The following is a 15,141-nucleotide window of genomic DNA, read 5'->3' on the forward strand; positions in this document are numbered from 1 at the left end:
CGCCCCCCCCCCTGCGCCTAGGCTGTCCTCATGCCTTCCGCCTCCGCCCTGGTCGAGATCGAGAACCTGCGCCACGACGTCGACGGGGCGCTGAGCCGCCACCTGGCACGCCTGGGCGACGAGGTCGCCGCGACCGGCCCCGGGACGGCCGCGCTCACCGAGCAGGTCACCACCCTGCTGGACGGCGGCAAGCGGCTGCGGGCAGCCTTCTGCTACTGGTCGTTCCGGGCCCACGGCGGGGCCGCGGAGGGCCTCGCTCGCGACGCCGTGGTCCGTGTCGGTGCCGCTCTCGAGCTGTTCCAGGCCGCTGCGCTGCTGCACGACGACGTCATGGACGCCTCTGACACACGGCGCGGGCGCCCGACGGCGCACCGCGTGTTCGAGGCCCGGCACGCCGAGCACCGGTGGACGGGCGACGCCGAACGGTTCGGCACCGCTGCCGCGATCCTGCTCGGCGACCTGTGCCTGGTCGCGTGCCACCGCGAGGCCGGCGCGGCGCTGGACGCACTGCCTGCGCCCGTGGCCCGGACCGCGCGGGACCTGCTCGACGCGATGATGAGCGAGGTCGTGGTCGGCCAGTACCTCGACGTGCTCGTGCAGGCCGAGGCGTGGGGGCTCGATCCGGTGGCCGACGAGGAGCGCGCCCGGCTCGTGCTGCGGGCCAAGTCCGCCCGCTACTCGGTCGAGCGGCCGCTCGCTCTCGGAGCGGTCCTGGCCGGCGCCGCACCGGAGGCGGTGACGGCGATCAGCGCGGCCGGTCTCCCGCTCGGCGAGGCGTTCCAGCTGCGCGACGACCTCCTCGGGGTGTTCGGTGACCCCGAGGTCACGGGCAAGCCCGCCGGTGACGACCTGCGCGAGGGCAAGCGCACCGTGCTGGTGGCCCGCACGCTGGCCGCCGCCGACGACGAGACACGTCTGCTCGTCACCAAGCACCTGGGCGACCCGCGGCTGACCGACAGCGACGTCGCGGCGCTGCGGGCCGCGATCACCGCCTCCGGAGCGGTGACCGGCGTCGAGGCGCTCATCGAGGAGCTGGCGACGGCGGGCCTGTCGGCGCTCGCCGCCGCCGACCTCGAGGCGGACGGTCGCGAGGTGCTCACCGGCCTGGCGCGCGCCGCCGTCGACCGCGCCGCCTGACCCCGTCACCCGCGGGGGCGTGTCAGGCCAGTGCCTGCGCGACGCGCCGGACCTGGGCCCGACGTCCGGAGCGCAGCGCCTCGATCGGCGACGCGTCCAGCGTCTCCTCCTCGGTGAACAACCACCGCAGCGCATCGGCGTCGGAGAACCCGACGTCGGACAGCAGGATGACGGTCCCCCGCAGGGTCTCGAGGATCTCGGGCTCACCGTGCGGGCCGGTCACGACGAACGCCGCCGGGACCTGGAACGTCTTGCGCTCACCGCGCTTGACCCCGATCACGTGCCGCGACGCGACGAGGCCCCGCGCGCGGCTCGGTGCGACGCCGAGCGCGTCGGCGAGGGCGGGCAGCGTCAGCCAGTCGCCGACGAGGTCGTCCAGGGGCAGGTCGTGCGGTGCGTCGTTCACGGCGTCAGCGTAGCCCGCCGCGCCTGCGAGCCTCGCGGCGTCCGCCGAAATACACTCGCTCCCGTGGCCATCACGTCGACCGATCCGCTCCTCGGCCGCCTGGTCGACGGGCGGTACGAGATCGTCGCGCGCGTCGCGCGCGGCGGGATGGCGACCGTCTACCGCGCTCAGGACCGCCGGCTCGGACGCGAGGTCGCGGTCAAGGTGATGCACGTCCACCTCGCCGAAGGGGTGGACGGCGCGAGCTTCGTCTCCCGCTTCCGGCGCGAGGCCCGTGCCTCCGCCCGCCTGTCGCACCCCGGCGTCGTGGCCGTGTTCGACCAGGGCGTCGACGGCGACACCAGCTACCTGACCATGGAGTACGTGCCGGGCAGCAACCTGCGCGGCGAGATGCAGGCCGGCCCGCTCACGGTCGGCCGGGCGCTCGACCTGGTCGAGCAGGTCCTGGACGCCCTGTCCGCCGCGCACCGCGTCGGTCTCGTGCACCGCGACGTCAAGCCCGAGAACGTCCTCGTCAGCGACGACGGTGTGGTCAAGGTGGCCGACTTCGGCCTCGCCCGCGCCGTCACCGAGGTCACCTCGACGGCCACCGGCACCATCCTGGGGACGGTCGCCTACCTGGCCCCCGAGGTCATCACGTCCGGCGGCTGCACCCCGTCGACGGACGTGTACGCCGTCGGCGTGCTGCTGCACGAGATGCTCACCGGAGCGCTCCCCTACCCGGGCGAGCCGCCGATCCAGGTGGCCTTCCACCACGTCCACGAGGACTTCCCGCCGCCGTCGGACCGGGTCGAGTGGCTCCCGCCCGAGATCGACGAGCTCGTCGCGGCGTTCACCGCACGGGACGCGAGCCGCCGTCCGACCCACGCCGGCGCGGCGCTCGCTGCCGTCGTCGGGCTGCGGGGCGTGCTCGACGACGAGATCCTCGGGCGTGCCGCCGAACCGCCCGACGCGACCCCCCGGCAGGAACCGCAGACCGGCTCCGAGGAGCTCGAGCTCACCGGTGACGGGTCGCCCGACGACGCCGTCGACGAGATCCCGGCCGGCTTCTTCACCGAGGTCTCGGTCCGCAGCAACGACACCGAGCACCTGGTGTCGGCACCAACCAGGACGCTGGACCCGGGCGAGAAGCGTGCCGAGGCGCCGGCCCGGCCGCACCGCCGTCGTCGTGCGGTGCTCACCTGGATGACGGCTCTCGTGCTGCTGGTCGGCGGCGGGGCGCTCGGCACCTGGTGGTGGCACACGGAGGGGCCCGGCGCCTGGACCACCGTGTCCACCCACCTGGTCGGCGCGACCGAGGAGGAGGCGCTGGAGCTGCTCGCCGCCGCCGGTCTGGACGCCAGCACGACGTCGGCGCACGACGACGAAGCCCCGGCCGGGGAGGTGGTGGCCACGGACCCGGCCCCCGGTGAGCCGGTCCGCAAGGACGGGACCGTCGGGCTGACCGTCTCGCTGGGTGTGCTCATGGTGCAGGTGCCCGAGGAGCTGGTGGGCTCCCAGCGGACGGAGGCCGTCGCGGCGCTGCGCGAGGCCGGCTTCGACGTCGGCACTGACCTCGCGGTCCACGACGACAGCGCGCCGGAGGGCGAGGTCCTCGACGTCTCGGTCCCGGAGGGGTCCGAGCAGCCGCACCACACCGTCGTCCGGATCACCGTCTCGGACGGCCCGGCGCCGGTCCGCGTGCCGCAGGTGATGGGCCGCAGCCAGGACGGCGCGGAGTCCGACCTGAGCGCCGCCGGGCTGGAGGTCGAGTACACCGACCCGGAGCCGTCCGTCGACGTCGAGGAGGGGCGGGTCCTGAACCAGGACCCGGAGCAGGGGACGACGGTGCGGCGCACCGACACCGTGACGTTGACGCTCTCCGCCGGGCCACCCGACGCCGAGGTGCCCGACGTCGTCGGCATGTCGAGCGACGAGGCCACCGCGGAGCTGGAGGACGCGGGGTTCGACGTCGACGTCAACCGCTACCTGGGCGGGCTGCTCGACACGGTCCGGTTCCAGGACGTCGACGGCACCGCCCCCGTCGGGACGACGGTGACGCTCACCGTCTGGTGAGCATCTCCGCCACCTGGAAGGCCGTCTCCAGCGACTGCTGGTGGTTGAGCCGCGGGTCGACGAGCGTCTCGTAGCGCTCGGCCAGCCCGGCGTCGGAGATCTCCTCGCTGCCCCCGAGCACCTCGGTGACGTCGTCACCGGTGAGCTCCATGTGCAGTCCGCCCGGCACCGTCCCCAGTGCGCGGTGGACCTCGAAGAAGCCGGTGACCTCGTCCAGGACGTCGGCGAACCGCCGGGTCTTGTATCCCGACTCCGAGGTGATGGTGTTGCCGTGCATCGGGTCGGTGACCCACGTGGTCGCGACCCCGGCGGCGGTCACCTTCTCCACGACGTCAGGCAGCACGTCGCGGACCCGGCTCGCCCCCATGCGGGTGATGAACGTGAGGCGTCCCTCGCGGTTCTCGGGGTTCAGCCGCCGGGCGAGAGCGATCGCGTCGGCGGGGCTCGTCGTCGGGCCGAGCTTCACGCCGATCGGGTTCGCCACGTGGGAGAGGAACTCGACATGGGCTCCGTCGAGCTGCCGGGTGCGTTCACCGATCCACAGGAAGTGAGCGCTCGACCCGTAGGGACGCCCCGTCCGGGCGTCGATGCGCGTCAGCGCCCGCTCGTAGTCCAGGACGAGCGCCTCGTGGCTCAGGAAGAACTCGACGGTGCGCAGCGCGTCGAAGTCGGCGCCGCAGGCGTCCATGAAGCGGATCGCCCGGTCGATCTCCGTGGCCGTGCGCTCGTAGCGGGCGTAGGCCGGGTTCTGCATGAACCCGCGGTTCCACTCGTGCACGCGACGCAGGTCCGCGTAGCCGCCCTGGGTGAACCCACGCACCACGTTCGCCGTCGCCGCGGAGATCCGGTACGCCTGCTCCAGACGCACCGGGTCGGGGATCCGCGAGCCGGGGGTGAAGGCGTGGCCGTTGATCATGTCGCCCCGGTAGCAGGGCAGGGTGACGCCGTCGCGGGTCTCGGTGTCCGAGGAGCGAGGCTTGGCGTACTGCCCGGCGAGCCGCCCCATCTTCACCACGGGCGTGCTGGCGCCGTGCGTGAGGATGACGGCCATCTGCAGGATGGTCCGGACCTTGTTGCGGATGCGTGAGGCGTTCGCGTCCGCGAACGTCTCCGCGCAGTCACCGCCCTGCAGGAGGAACGCCTCGCCGCGACCAGCGGCGGCGAGGCGTTCGGTCAGGGTGTCCGCCTCGGCGGGCACCACGAGCGGAGCCGCGACCGACAACCGCGCGGTGACGGCCGCGAGCGCCTCGGCGTCAGGCCAGACCGGTTGCTGGAGCGCCTGGAGGCTGCGGAACCGGTCCAGGCCCTCCGGGTCGGTCCCCGGCGCGACGGAGTCGACGGCGGTGCTCATGGTGCCCGGCCGCCTCAGTGCTCGGCCGGCTGAGCCGGGACCAGCGACTGACCGATGCCGGCCAGCAGCTCGCCGAACCACTCGGTGTGCACGTCGAAGGCCTTGCCGCCGGCGATCCGCGGGAACGCGATCGCCTTGAGTCGGTCGCCGTCCTCCTCGTCGTGACCGATGACGCCGGCCTCGCCCCGCAGGGCGCACTCGACGGCCAGGTCGGTCATCGACTTGATCAGACGCAGGTCCTCGGCGTTCGCTGCCGCGGCCCGCGAGAAGTAGCCGGACTTCTGGACCATGACCTTCTCGGCGCCCAGCTTCTCCGCGAACTGCTTCGCGAACCACTGGCCCGGGTTGATCGTGTCGAGCTTGACGTGACCGAACGGGTCGCGCTGGACCTCCTCGCCGGCCGCCTCGAGCTGCGCGACGATCTCGTGCATGCCCGCACCCTCCGACAGGAAGATGTTCACGTTGCCCTGGGAGTCCATGATCGCCTTGAGACGCTCGGCCTCACCATCGATGTCGAGCGCGAGCTCGGGCAGGAACACGGCGTGCACGTCCCAGCGCTCGCGGGTCAGCCCGAGGGCCGGGGCGAACTCCTGGGCGTCGAGCCACTTGCGGTACTCCGCGGCCGCGGCGGCGGTGAGCCAGCCGCAGTGGCGGCCCATGACCTCGTGCACGATGAGCATGCGCGGTCCCGAGCGGTGCTCGCCGATGACGTTCGCGGCGAAACCGGCGGCCTCCTCGGCAGCGGTCCACGCACCGAGCGACTGACGGATCGGCACCACGTCGTTGTCGATGGTCTTGGGCAGGCCCACGACGGTGAGGTCGTAGGAGTTCTCGGCGAGGTACGCGGCCAGGTCGGCTGCCGTGGTGTTGGTGTCGTCGCCACCGATGGTGTGCAGCACGTCCACACCATCGGCTTGGAGCTGCTCCGCGGCGACGTGCAGCGGGTCCTGACCCTCTGCCACAAGGCCCCGCTTGACGCAGTCGGCCGCGTTGGTGAGCTTGACGCGCGAGTTGCCGATCGGCGAACCACCGAAGCGGTGCAGGATGCCCGCCTGCTCACGGGCCTCGGGTCCGATCTCGATCTTCGTGCCGGTCAGCAGGCCGTGGTAGCCGTACTGGTAGGCGATGATCTCGATCGACGGGTCGAGCTCGTTGTAGCGCTCGATGAGGCCACCGACCGCGGAGGACAGGCACGGTGCGAAACCACCGGCGGTCAGGAGGGCCACACGACGGACCGACATGAGGGGGGTACCTCTCGATGGGGGACGAAGAACGCTCCCCATCCTATGAGCCCGCACGCGGGCCCGTGACGGCGTCTCAGCCGGTGGGGTCCTGCGGCCTGGTGCGAGACGTCTGCGGGCCCGTCGCCCCGGGCTCCTCGCCCGCCGCGAAGGTCTCCGGCTCGACGGCGGGACGCGACGCCCCCGGTGTGGCGTCCACCGGCAGCCCCTGGGCGAGCCGGACCTTCGCCGTCGCGGCGTAGACGTCGACGTACTCCTGCTCGCTGAGCCGCAGGATCGCGTACATGATCTCGTCGGCGACGGCCCGCAGCACGAACCGGTCGGATTCCATCCCCCGATACCTGCTGAAGTCCAGCGGCTCGCCGAACACCACGCCGATCTGCCGTGGCTTCGGCACCACGCGCCCGAGCGGCTGCGCGACGTCCGTCCCCACCATGGCCACCGGTACCACCGGGGAGCCGGACTCCAGCGCGAGCCTCGCCACGCCGGTCTTGCCGCGGTAGAGCCGTCCGTCCGGGCTGCGCGTCCCCTCGGGGTAGATGCCGAACAGGTCCCCCTCGTCCAGGACCCGCAGCCCCGTGCGCAGCGCGGCCTCGCTGGCCTTGCCTCCGGACCGGTCCACCGGGATCGTGCCGACCCCCCGCATGAACCCCGCCACGAGCCGGCCCTTGAGGCCCCGACCGGTGAAGTAGTCCGACTTGCCGAGGAACTTGACCTGACGCTCGAGGACGATCGGCAGCACGAACGAGTCGATGACGGCCAGGTGGTTGCTCGCGAGGATCGCGCCACCGGTGTCCGGTACGTGCTCCACGCCCCTGGTCCACGGGCGGAAGGCGAGCCGCAGCCACGGCCCGACCAGCACCTGCTTCATGATCCAGTAGAACAACGGTCCTCCTCGCGGCGTCACCGACGACAATAGAGTGGTCCCATGGCCTCACCGAACCGGGACGCGGAACCGGACGACCTGCCGGACGCCGACGTCGACGCCCGTTGGTCCGACATCGTCGCACGTCTCGACGACGTGGAGCAGTCAGGGCTCACCGTCGAAGACGCCGAGCGCGCCGACGACCAGGCTGATACGCCGTCGCTCCCCACCGAGCTCCCAGTGGCTCCTCGACAGCCCAGCGGACCGCGGGACTGGCCGACGACGCCGGAGGTCGAGGCGCTCGAGGAGGCCGAGGAGCACTTCGTCCCGCCCGACCCCGAGCCCGTCGCCCACCGCGACCCGCTGCTCACGCTCTCCTGGACCGTCGCGGTGGCGGTGCCCGTGCTGACCGTTATCGGCGTCGTGGTGACGGCCCTCATCCCCGAGCTGCCGGTGCCGAGCTGGCTCGGGCCCGCCGGCGGTGGCGCGTTCCTCGCCGCGATCGCCGTCCTGGTGTGGCGGATGCCGCACCGCCGCGATCCCGACGACCGCGATCCCGGCGCCGTCGTCTGAGGCTCGCGACCTGTCACCGGACGGTCCCGCGTCAGCGGCGCGCGAGGTCGGCGGCGCCGATGATGCCGGCCTCGTTGCCCTGCTGCGCGAGCTCGATCTGCGCGACGGGCCGGTGCCCGAGCGCGGAGAGCTGAGCCTCGTACGCCCGGCGCACCGGGGCGAGCAGCAGGTCGCCCGCCGCGCCGACGCCACCGCCGAGCACGATCAGCTCCGGGTCGAGCAGGGCGGCGACCGACGCCGAGCCCTCCCCGATCCACCGGCCCAGCGTGGCCAGCAGCTCGATCGCCAGCGGGTCCCCCTCCTGCGCGGCGGTGGTGATCTGCGGCCCGGTGATGTCGGCAGGATCGCCCCCCGCCAGCTCGACGAGCCGCCGAGCGCGCTCGGGGGTCGCCGTCGCCGCCTGACGGGCGTCGCGCACGAGCGCCGTGCCCGAGGCGTACTGCTCCCAGCAGCCCTCGTGCCCGCACCCGCAGTAGTGCCCTCCGGGCACCATCCGCATGTGCCCGACCTCCGCGGCCACGCCCCACTTGCCTCGGACGAGCTCTCGGTCGACGACGACGGCCCCACCGAGCCCGGTGCCGACCGTCAGCAGGAGCATGTCCGTCGCCGCCCGCGCGGCACCGAAGCGGAACTCGGCCCAGCCGGCGGCGTTCGCGTCGTTCTCGACGACGACCGGCACGTCGAGGTGGATGAGCTCGGCGACCCGCTGCGCGAGCGGGTACTCGCGCCAGGCGATGTTCGGCGCGAAGAGCACCGAGGTCCGGTCGGGGCTGACGAAGCCGGCCGCCGCCAGGCCGATGGCCCCGACCTCGTGCTCCTTGATCAGCTCCGTGCACGCGTCGGCGATCGCCCGGTCGATGCTCGCGACGTCGTCGGCGGTGGTGTCCCGTCGGATCTTGGCCAGGATGCGACCGGCCTCGTCCACGACGCCGACGGCGATCTTCGTTCCGCCGATGTCGACTCCGATGGCGTGCATGCGTCAGTCCTCACGTTCGAGCTCGGGGACGTCGGGCGGACAGGTCCGCCGCACCGACACGGGTCGGCGCGCCCGAGCGCGCCGGGGACAAGACTACCGACCCGCGCACCGCCCGCACGCACCGTCCACCAGGTGGTGCGCCGGTACCCGAGCAGCCCGTGCGACCCGGTATCGTGACCGCCACCGACCAGCCCTGCCACTGGAGTCAGCATGGACGAGATCACCATCCCGCAGCTCGTAGAGCTGCCCCCGACGTCGAACCTCAACGGCCTCCTCACCGACCGGGTCACCAAGGACCCGGACGCCACGATCGTGGAACGCCCCTCGGGAGACGGCTGGGAGAGCCTCAGCGGCGCCGCTTTCGACGCCGAGGTCGTGGCGGTGGCCAAGGGCCTCGTCGCCAAGGGGGTCCAGCCGGGCGACCCGGTCGGCATCATGTCGCGGACGCGCTACGAGTGGACGCTCCTCGACTTCGCGGTGTGGGCCGCAGGTGCCGTGCCGGTCCCCGTGTATGAGACGTCGTCTCCCGAACAGGTGGAGTGGATCGTCACCGATGCCGGCGTCACGATCCTCGTCGCCGAGGACGCCGAGCTCGTCGCCACGGTCCGCACGATCGCCGACTCCGCACCGACGCTGCGCGAGGTGCTCTCGATCGACGACGGCGCGATCGCCGAGCTGACCGCCGCGGGCGCCGACGTCGACGACGCCGAGATCACCCGCCGTCGCGCGCTGGCGAACCTCGACGACATCGCCACGATCATCTACACGTCGGGCACCACCGGGCGCCCGAAGGGTGCGGAGCTGACCCACGGGAACTTCGCCTCGCTCGCCACGAACGCCGTCGCCGCCGTGCCGGAGGTGTTCGCCGCCGGGGGGCGCACCTTGCTCTTCCTGCCGCTGGCGCACGTCTTCGCGCGGTTCATCGAGATCCTCGCCGTCGCGGGCGGCAGCGTCCTGGGGCACTGGGCGGACGTCAAGACCGTGACCACGGGTCTGGGCACCTTCAAGCCCACCTTCGTGCTCGCCGTGCCGCGCGTCTTCGAGAAGGTCTACAACTCGGCCGAGCAGAAGGCCGCAGCCGGCGGCAAGCTGAAGATCTTCCAGTGGGCCACCGCCACCGCCATCGAGTGGTCCCGCGCCCAGGACGCCGGCGGCCCGTCCTTCTGGCTCAACCTCCAGCACAAGGTCGCCGGCAAGCTCGTCTACGGCAAGCTCCTGCACGCCCTGGGCGGGCAGGCCCGGTACGCCGTCTCGGGCGGCGGGCCCCTCGGAGAGCGGCTCGGCCACTTCTTCCGTGGCATCGGCCTGACGATCCTCGAGGGCTACGGCCTGACCGAGACCACCGCGCCCACCAGCGTCAACCGTCCTGAGGCGAACCGGATCGGGTCGGTCGGGACCCAGCTGCCCGGTTGCGGCGTCAAGATCGCCGCCGACGGCGAGATCCTGCTCAAGGGACTGCACATCTTCCGTGGCTATCACGGCAACGCCGAGGCGACCGCCGAGTCGTTCGACGGCGAGTGGTTCCGCACGGGCGACCTCGGCGCGCTCGACGACGACGGATTCCTGTCGATCACGGGGCGCAAGAAAGAGATCATCGTGACGGCCGGCGGCAAGAACGTCGCCCCGGCAGCCCTGGAGGACCGGATCCGGGCGCACGCTCTCGTCAGTCAGTGCGTCGTGGTCGGGGACAACCGCCCGTTCATCGGCGCTCTCATCACGATCGACCCGGAGGGCCTGCCGGGCTGGCTCAAGATGCACGACAAGCCGGAGATGACCGTCGAGCAGGCCAAGTCGGACGAGGACGTGCTGGCGGCGCTCGACGCCGCCGTGACACGTGCCAACAAGGCTGTCTCCCGTGCCGAGTCGATCCGCAAGTTCTCCCTGCTGCCGGAGGACCTCACGGTCGAGAACGGCTACCTGACGCCCTCGATGAAGGTCAAGCGTTCGGTCGTCCTGGCCGACTTCTCCGACGACGTGGAAGCCCTCTACCTCGACAACCGGGAGCAGTCCCCGGACTGACGCGCTGTCGGTGGCGGGGGCTACGGTCCCCGCCATGTCGATCGCACCAGCCCCGCAGCCCGGAGCGAGGGCCGTCCAGCCCTCGTTCGCGGACATCGGCACACCGCTGCGGGACGTCACGTTCGTCGTCGTCGACCTGGAGACCACCGGCAGCCGAGCGAGCGATGCCGGCATCACGGAGATCGGTGCCGTCAAGGTGCGCGGCGGTGAGGTCCTCGGCGAGTTCCAGTCGTTGGTCAATCCCGGTCGGCCCGTGCCGGCCTTCGTGGCTCGGCTGACCGGGATCACCACGGCGATGGTCGCCACCGCACCGGACGTCGCACTCGTGCTGCCAGGCTTCCTCGAGTTCGCCCACGGCTGCGTGCTCGTGGCGCACAACGCACCGTTCGACATCGGCTTCCTGCGCGCCGCCTGCGCCGAGCTGGACTACGTCTGGCCTGGGTTCGACGTCGTCGACACGCTCCCGCTCGCACGCCGCGTCGTGCCCCGGGACGAGGCCCCCAACCACAAGCTCGCCACGCTGGCACGGCTCTTCCGCGCGCAGACCTCCCCCGACCACCGGGCGCTCGCCGACGCGCGCGCCACGGTCGACGTGCTGCACGCCCTGCTCGAACGGCTCGCCCCGCTCGGCGTGACCCATCTCGAGGACCTCGCCACCGCCGCGGACCCGGTCCCCGCCGACGTGCGCCGCAAGGCCACCCTGGCGGAGGGCCTGCCCACCGCACCCGGTGTCTACCTCTTCCGCGGCCCGGACGACGAGGTGCTGTACGTCGGGACCTCCACGAACATCCGCAAGCGCGTCCGGTCCTACTTCACGGCCGCCGAGAAGCGCCGCCGGATCACCGAGATGGTCCGGATCGCCCACGCCGTGACCCCGGTGGTCTGTGCCACGCCGCTCGAGGCCCAGGTCCGCGAGCTGCGGCTCATCACCGAGCACTCGCCGCGGTACAACCGGCGGTCCAAGCACCCCGAGCGCCAGACGTGGGTCCGCCTCACCGACGAGCCCTACCCTCGCCTCTCGGTGGTCCCCGAGGTCCGCGGGGACGTCCCGCACATCGGTCCCTTCACCTCGCGTCGGGCGGCGACCGCTGCCGTCGAGGCGATGCACGACGCGATCGGTCTGCGCCAGTGCACCCAGCGCCTGCCGGTGGTCACCCGATCGCCCCGCAGCCCCTGCGCCCTGGCCGGCCTCGGACGCTGCTCGGCCCCGTGCACCGCGTCCACCGCACCCGATGCCGCCTACCCCGCCGTCGTCGAGGAGGCACGGGTCGCGCTGACGGGAGACCCCGGCACCGTCGTGCGGGCGCTCGCGGAGCGGGTCGCCCGGCTGGCCGGTCAGGAACGCTTCGAGGAGGCCGGGCAGGTGACGGACAGGCTCCGTGCCTTCGTCCGGGCCGCCGCGCGCGCCCAGCGGCTGGACCCGTTGAGCCGGTGCGCCGAGCTCGTCGCGGCGCGGCCGACGGCGGCGGGCGGCTGGGAGCTCGTCGTCGTACGTCACGCGAGGTTCGCGGGCACCGCCGTGACCGGCCCTCAGGAGGACCCGCTGCCCGTGGTGGAGGCGCTGCGTGCCACGGCAGAGGTGGTGGAGCCACCCCCGCCGCCGGCGCCCGCCTGCCACCCGGAGGAGGCTGCCCTGGTCCTGGAGTGGCTGGACCAGCCGGGCGTGCGGCTGGTGCACGTCTCCGGCCCGTGGACGTGCCCGGTCCGCTCTGCCATCGCGCACGCCGATCTCGAGGACGTGTCGACGTCGGTCGCGCTGGCGCTGCGCAGCGCGGATACGATGGCGGCATGCTGACCGCGATCGTCCTCATCGACACCGTGCCGGACCGCATCCCCGAGGTCGCCACGCAGGTCACGAACCTGCGCGGGGTGAGCGAGGTCTACTCCGTCACCGGCAAGGCCGACCTCGTCGCGATGGTGCGTGTCGAGGAGCACGACGCGCTCTCGGCGGTCATCGCCGACGGGATCAGCAAGGTGGAGGGCGTGTTGCGCACCGAGACGCTCATCGCGTTCCGGGCGTACTCGAACGTCGATCTCGAGCAGGCGTTCGCCCTGGGGCTGGACGACTGACCCGCTCTGCGACGAGACCGAGTCTCACCCAGCCGTTCCCGGCGCGGCGGTCAGGACTGGGTCGCGGTCACCCATCGCTCGATGACGTCCGCGGTGCCGCCGTCGTCGATGCTGCGCCCGGCGTGCTCCAACCCTGCGCCGAGGCGGTCGGCGAGCGACCCCTCGGAGGTGCCCGCCAGGGTGCCGTCCGCCACCAGCGCCGCCGCCGCGTTGAGCAGCACCGTCTGGCGCACCGGGCCCTGGTCGGTGCCGGTGAAGACCTCGCGCGCCACCTGAGCGTTGTGCACCGCGTCCGCGCCACGCAGGTCCGCGATCCCGATCGGGTCCAGGCCGACGTCCGCCGCAGCGTCGAACCGCTGCTCGACGACCTCGCCGTCGCGCACCTCCCACACCGTCGCCCCACCGGTGGCGGCCAGCTCGTCGAGCCCGTCGTCGCCGCGGAAGACGAGAGCCCTCGTACCGCGCGCGGCGAACACGCCCGCCATGAGGGGTGCCATCCGGGCGTCGGCGCACCCGACCGCGGTCGCGCGCGGCTGTGCGGGGTTCGTCAGCGGCCCGAGGAAGTTGAAGGCGGTGGCGATGCCCAGGTCGCGACGCGCCGTCGCCGCGTGCCGCATCGAGGGGTGGAACATCCCGGCGAAGCAGAAGGTGATGCCCGCCTCCATGGCGATCTCGGCCACCCGCTCGGCCGGCTGGTCGAGCCGGACCCCCAGGGCCTCCAGGACGTCCGCTGAGCCGGAGGACGAGGAGGCAGCACGGTTGCCGTGCTTGACCACACGGAGCCCGGTCCCCGCCACCACGACGGCCGCCATCGTGGAGATGTTCACCGTGTGGTGGCGGTCACCTCCCGTCCCGACGAGGTCGAGGGTGGGCCCGGGGACCTCGATACGGACCGCGTGGGCCAGCATCGCCTCCGCCAGCCCGGACAGCTCCGCTGCCGTCTCCCCCTTGGCCCGCAGCCCGACGAGGAACCCCGCCAACCGGGTCGGGGGAACCTCCCCCGACATCACCTGGTCCATCGCCCACGACGTCTGCTCGGCGGTGAGATCGACGCCGGCGATGAGCTCGGTGAGCACTCCGGGCCAGGTGAGATCGGGCGAGGCGTTCGTGGGCACGGCGGTCACTTTCGACGAGAAGGGCAGGGCGGCACGGAGGTCTCAGGCGGCCTGCGACAGCGTCGCCGCCACCGCCCGCTGCACCTCGAGAGCATCGAGGGGCCGCGGTACCACGGAGTCCGCGAGGGACCATGATGCCAGCCAGGCGTCCTGCGCCCGCCCAGTGAGCACGAGGACGGGCGGGCAGTCGTACACCTCGTTCTTCAGCTGACGGCACAGGCCCATCCCGCCGGCCTTGTCCGCCTCGCCGTCGAGGACCAGCAGGTCGAAGCGCCTGCTCCCAGCCTTCGCGAGGAGCTCGTGCGGTGTCGCGACCTCCGTCCAGGCGATCTCGGCAGCACCTGCGCGCAGGCGTGGTCCGACGGCGAGCCGCACCTGTTCGCGCACGGTGGCGTCGTCGCTGTACAGCAGGACACGGGGGCCGGTCGTCATCGAGCATCCCTTCGCAGATGTTTGGTGGCATCGTGGCACAGGTCCGTCACCTCGGTCAGTGACACTGCGTGGTCTTTTCGTGGCAGTCTCGCCGAATCCGTCACCAACAACGCCGTCGACGGCACGATTCTGCAGGTTCTGTGAACTCGATCTCCACCAACCACCCCCCTGCGGTCCTCGAACCCACCTCACGTCAGCCATAATGGACGACGTGTCGACTGCAACGGCTGCTGCCCCCCACGCCCATCAGCACGTGACCGTCAACCGGCCGAACACCGTCTCGGTCGGGACGATCGTGTGGCTCGCCAGCGAACTCATGTTCTTCGCTGGCCTGTTCGCCATGTACTTCACCGTCCGCTCCGTGATGCCGGAGGAGGAATGGGCTGCGGAGGCAGCACAGGTGAGCTTCACCTTCCCGCTCATCAACACCCTCGTGCTGGTGACGTCGTCGATCACCTGCCAGCTCGGCGTCACCGCGGCGGAGCGCTTCCAGCCGGTGCGCACGGGCTCGTTGCTCCAGGTCAACCGCTGGGGCATGAACGAGTGGATGACGCTGACGTACCTCATGGGGGCGTTCTTCGTCGCCGGGCAGATCTTCGAGTACGCCGAGCTCGTCGAGCACGGCCTCACGATCTCCTCGAGCGCCTACGGCTCCGTCTTCTACCTGGCGACCGGGTTCCACGGTCTGCACGTGGCCGGCGGACTCATCGCGTTCCTCTTCCTGCTCGGCCGCTCCTTCCGCGCCAAGCGGTTCACGCACCACGAGGTGACCACCGGCCTCGTGGTGTCCTACTACTGGCACTTCGTCGACATCGTGTGGATCGCCCTGTTCGCGGTGATCTACCTGCTGAGGTGACCTTCCCGGTCGGCGCCGACGCCGCCCCAGCCCCTGCACCATCCA

General features: G+C 72.2%; 14 protein-coding genes. 7 read left to right on the top strand and 7 right to left on the bottom strand.

The genetic code is table 11. The features are described 5' to 3' along the window. Positions 1-30 precede the first annotated feature (30 nt). A complete protein-coding gene (locus PZC42_RS18100) occupies positions 31-1,137 on the top strand; it encodes a polyprenyl synthetase family protein (RefSeq protein ID WP_277213059.1) in 1,107 nt (368 codons plus the stop codon). 22 nt (positions 1,138-1,159) lie between these two features. On the opposite strand, the gene PZC42_RS18105 is transcribed toward PZC42_RS18100, so the two are convergent. Beyond that, positions 1,160-1,543 (bottom strand): Rv2175c family DNA-binding protein, encoded by a 384-nt coding sequence (locus PZC42_RS18105; protein ID WP_277213062.1) that lies wholly within the window; start codon positions 1,541-1,543, stop codon positions 1,160-1,162. A gap of 63 nt (positions 1,544-1,606) precedes the next feature. Between PZC42_RS18105 and pknB the strand changes: the two genes are divergently transcribed. Next, a complete protein-coding gene (gene pknB / locus PZC42_RS18110; RefSeq protein WP_277213064.1) occupies positions 1,607-3,598 on the top strand; it encodes a Stk1 family PASTA domain-containing Ser/Thr kinase in 1,992 nt (663 codons plus the stop codon). Here pknB and PZC42_RS18115 read toward each other — a convergent pair. The 3 genes from PZC42_RS18115 to PZC42_RS18125 form a co-directional block, all read right to left on the bottom strand. Continuing rightward, complete coding sequence (locus PZC42_RS18115; protein ID WP_277213066.1) at positions 3,585-4,949, bottom strand: class II 3-deoxy-7-phosphoheptulonate synthase; 1,365 nt, start codon at positions 4,947-4,949, stop codon at positions 3,585-3,587. The genes pknB and PZC42_RS18115 overlap by 14 nt on opposite strands. 14 nt (positions 4,950-4,963) lie before the next feature. Next, the gene (locus PZC42_RS18120) at positions 4,964-6,190 is read right to left on the bottom strand and encodes a pyrophosphate--fructose-6-phosphate 1-phosphotransferase (RefSeq protein ID WP_277213068.1); all 1,227 of its coding nucleotides are present in this window, start codon (positions 6,188-6,190) and stop codon (positions 4,964-4,966) included. A 76-nt stretch (positions 6,191-6,266) separates the two neighbouring features. After that, positions 6,267-7,076, bottom strand: coding sequence for a lysophospholipid acyltransferase family protein (locus PZC42_RS18125; protein ID WP_277213070.1), 810 nt, complete (start codon positions 7,074-7,076; stop codon positions 6,267-6,269). Between the two features lie 42 nt (positions 7,077-7,118). Here PZC42_RS18125 and PZC42_RS18130 point away from each other — a divergent pair, with 42 nt between their 5' ends. Further along, entirely contained in the window at positions 7,119-7,628 is a 510-nt protein-coding gene (locus PZC42_RS18130; RefSeq protein WP_277213072.1) for a hypothetical protein, read from the top strand. Between the two features lie 31 nt (positions 7,629-7,659). Here the strand turns inward: PZC42_RS18130 and PZC42_RS18135 are convergent, their stop codons facing one another. Beyond that, a complete protein-coding gene (locus PZC42_RS18135) occupies positions 7,660-8,604 on the bottom strand; it encodes an ROK family glucokinase (RefSeq protein ID WP_277213074.1) in 945 nt (314 codons plus the stop codon). A 210-nt stretch (positions 8,605-8,814) separates the two neighbouring features. Between PZC42_RS18135 and PZC42_RS18140 the strand changes: the two genes are divergently transcribed. From PZC42_RS18140 to PZC42_RS18150, 3 genes are read left to right on the top strand one after another with little or no spacing between them, the layout of a single operon-like run. Beyond that, positions 8,815-10,623: an AMP-dependent synthetase/ligase gene (locus tag PZC42_RS18140; RefSeq protein ID WP_277213076.1), complete on the top strand. Its 1,809-nt coding sequence runs from the start codon at positions 8,815-8,817 to the stop codon at positions 10,621-10,623. Positions 10,624-10,657: 34 nt separating this feature from the next. Then, complete coding sequence (locus PZC42_RS18145; protein ID WP_277213078.1) at positions 10,658-12,418, top strand: DEDD exonuclease domain-containing protein; 1,761 nt, start codon at positions 10,658-10,660, stop codon at positions 12,416-12,418. Continuing rightward, on the top strand, positions 12,412-12,693 hold the full coding sequence (locus tag PZC42_RS18150) for an Lrp/AsnC family transcriptional regulator (RefSeq protein WP_277213081.1): 282 nt from the start codon (positions 12,412-12,414) through the stop codon (positions 12,691-12,693). Before PZC42_RS18145 ends, PZC42_RS18150 begins: the two co-directional genes overlap by 7 nt. A gap of 50 nt (positions 12,694-12,743) precedes the next feature. Here PZC42_RS18150 and trpD read toward each other — a convergent pair whose 3' ends face one another. Together trpD and PZC42_RS18160 are read right to left on the bottom strand one after the other, a co-directional pair. Then, the gene (trpD, locus tag PZC42_RS18155) at positions 12,744-13,817 is read right to left on the bottom strand and encodes an anthranilate phosphoribosyltransferase (RefSeq protein WP_438802973.1); all 1,074 of its coding nucleotides are present in this window, start codon (positions 13,815-13,817) and stop codon (positions 12,744-12,746) included. A gap of 33 nt (positions 13,818-13,850) precedes the next feature. Continuing rightward, complete coding sequence (locus PZC42_RS18160; protein ID WP_277213085.1) at positions 13,851-14,240, bottom strand: response regulator; 390 nt, start codon at positions 14,238-14,240, stop codon at positions 13,851-13,853. A gap of 202 nt (positions 14,241-14,442) precedes the next feature. Between PZC42_RS18160 and ctaE the strand changes: the two genes are divergently transcribed. Next, a complete protein-coding gene (gene ctaE, locus PZC42_RS18165; RefSeq protein WP_277213087.1) occupies positions 14,443-15,096 on the top strand; it encodes an aa3-type cytochrome oxidase subunit III in 654 nt (217 codons plus the stop codon). Positions 15,097-15,141: the final 45 nt, after the last annotated feature.

Origin of the sequence: Isoptericola croceus (genome assembly GCF_029382255.1) — a bacterium.
Classification (GTDB): domain Bacteria; phylum Actinomycetota; class Actinomycetes; order Actinomycetales; family Cellulomonadaceae; genus Isoptericola; species Isoptericola croceus.

Coding starts and splice junctions, on each gene's coding strand:
- PZC42_RS18160 (WP_277213085.1), bottom strand. CDS start 14,240: ATGACGACCGGCCCCCGTGTCCTGCTGTACAGCGACGACGCCACCGTG.
- PZC42_RS18135 (WP_277213074.1), bottom strand. CDS start 8,604: ATGCACGCCATCGGAGTCGACATCGGCGGAACGAAGATCGCCGTCGGC.
- PZC42_RS18140 (WP_277213076.1), top strand. CDS start 8,815: ATGGACGAGATCACCATCCCGCAGCTCGTAGAGCTGCCCCCGACGTCG.
- ctaE (WP_277213087.1), top strand. CDS start 14,443: ATGGACGACGTGTCGACTGCAACGGCTGCTGCCCCCCACGCCCATCAG.
- PZC42_RS18150 (WP_277213081.1), top strand. CDS start 12,412: ATGCTGACCGCGATCGTCCTCATCGACACCGTGCCGGACCGCATCCCC.
- PZC42_RS18145 (WP_277213078.1), top strand. CDS start 10,658: ATGTCGATCGCACCAGCCCCGCAGCCCGGAGCGAGGGCCGTCCAGCCC.
- PZC42_RS18120 (WP_277213068.1), bottom strand. CDS start 6,190: ATGTCGGTCCGTCGTGTGGCCCTCCTGACCGCCGGTGGTTTCGCACCG.
- PZC42_RS18100 (WP_277213059.1), top strand. CDS start 31: ATGCCTTCCGCCTCCGCCCTGGTCGAGATCGAGAACCTGCGCCACGAC.
- PZC42_RS18115 (WP_277213066.1), bottom strand. CDS start 4,949: ATGAGCACCGCCGTCGACTCCGTCGCGCCGGGGACCGACCCGGAGGGC.
- PZC42_RS18130 (WP_277213072.1), top strand. CDS start 7,119: ATGGCCTCACCGAACCGGGACGCGGAACCGGACGACCTGCCGGACGCC.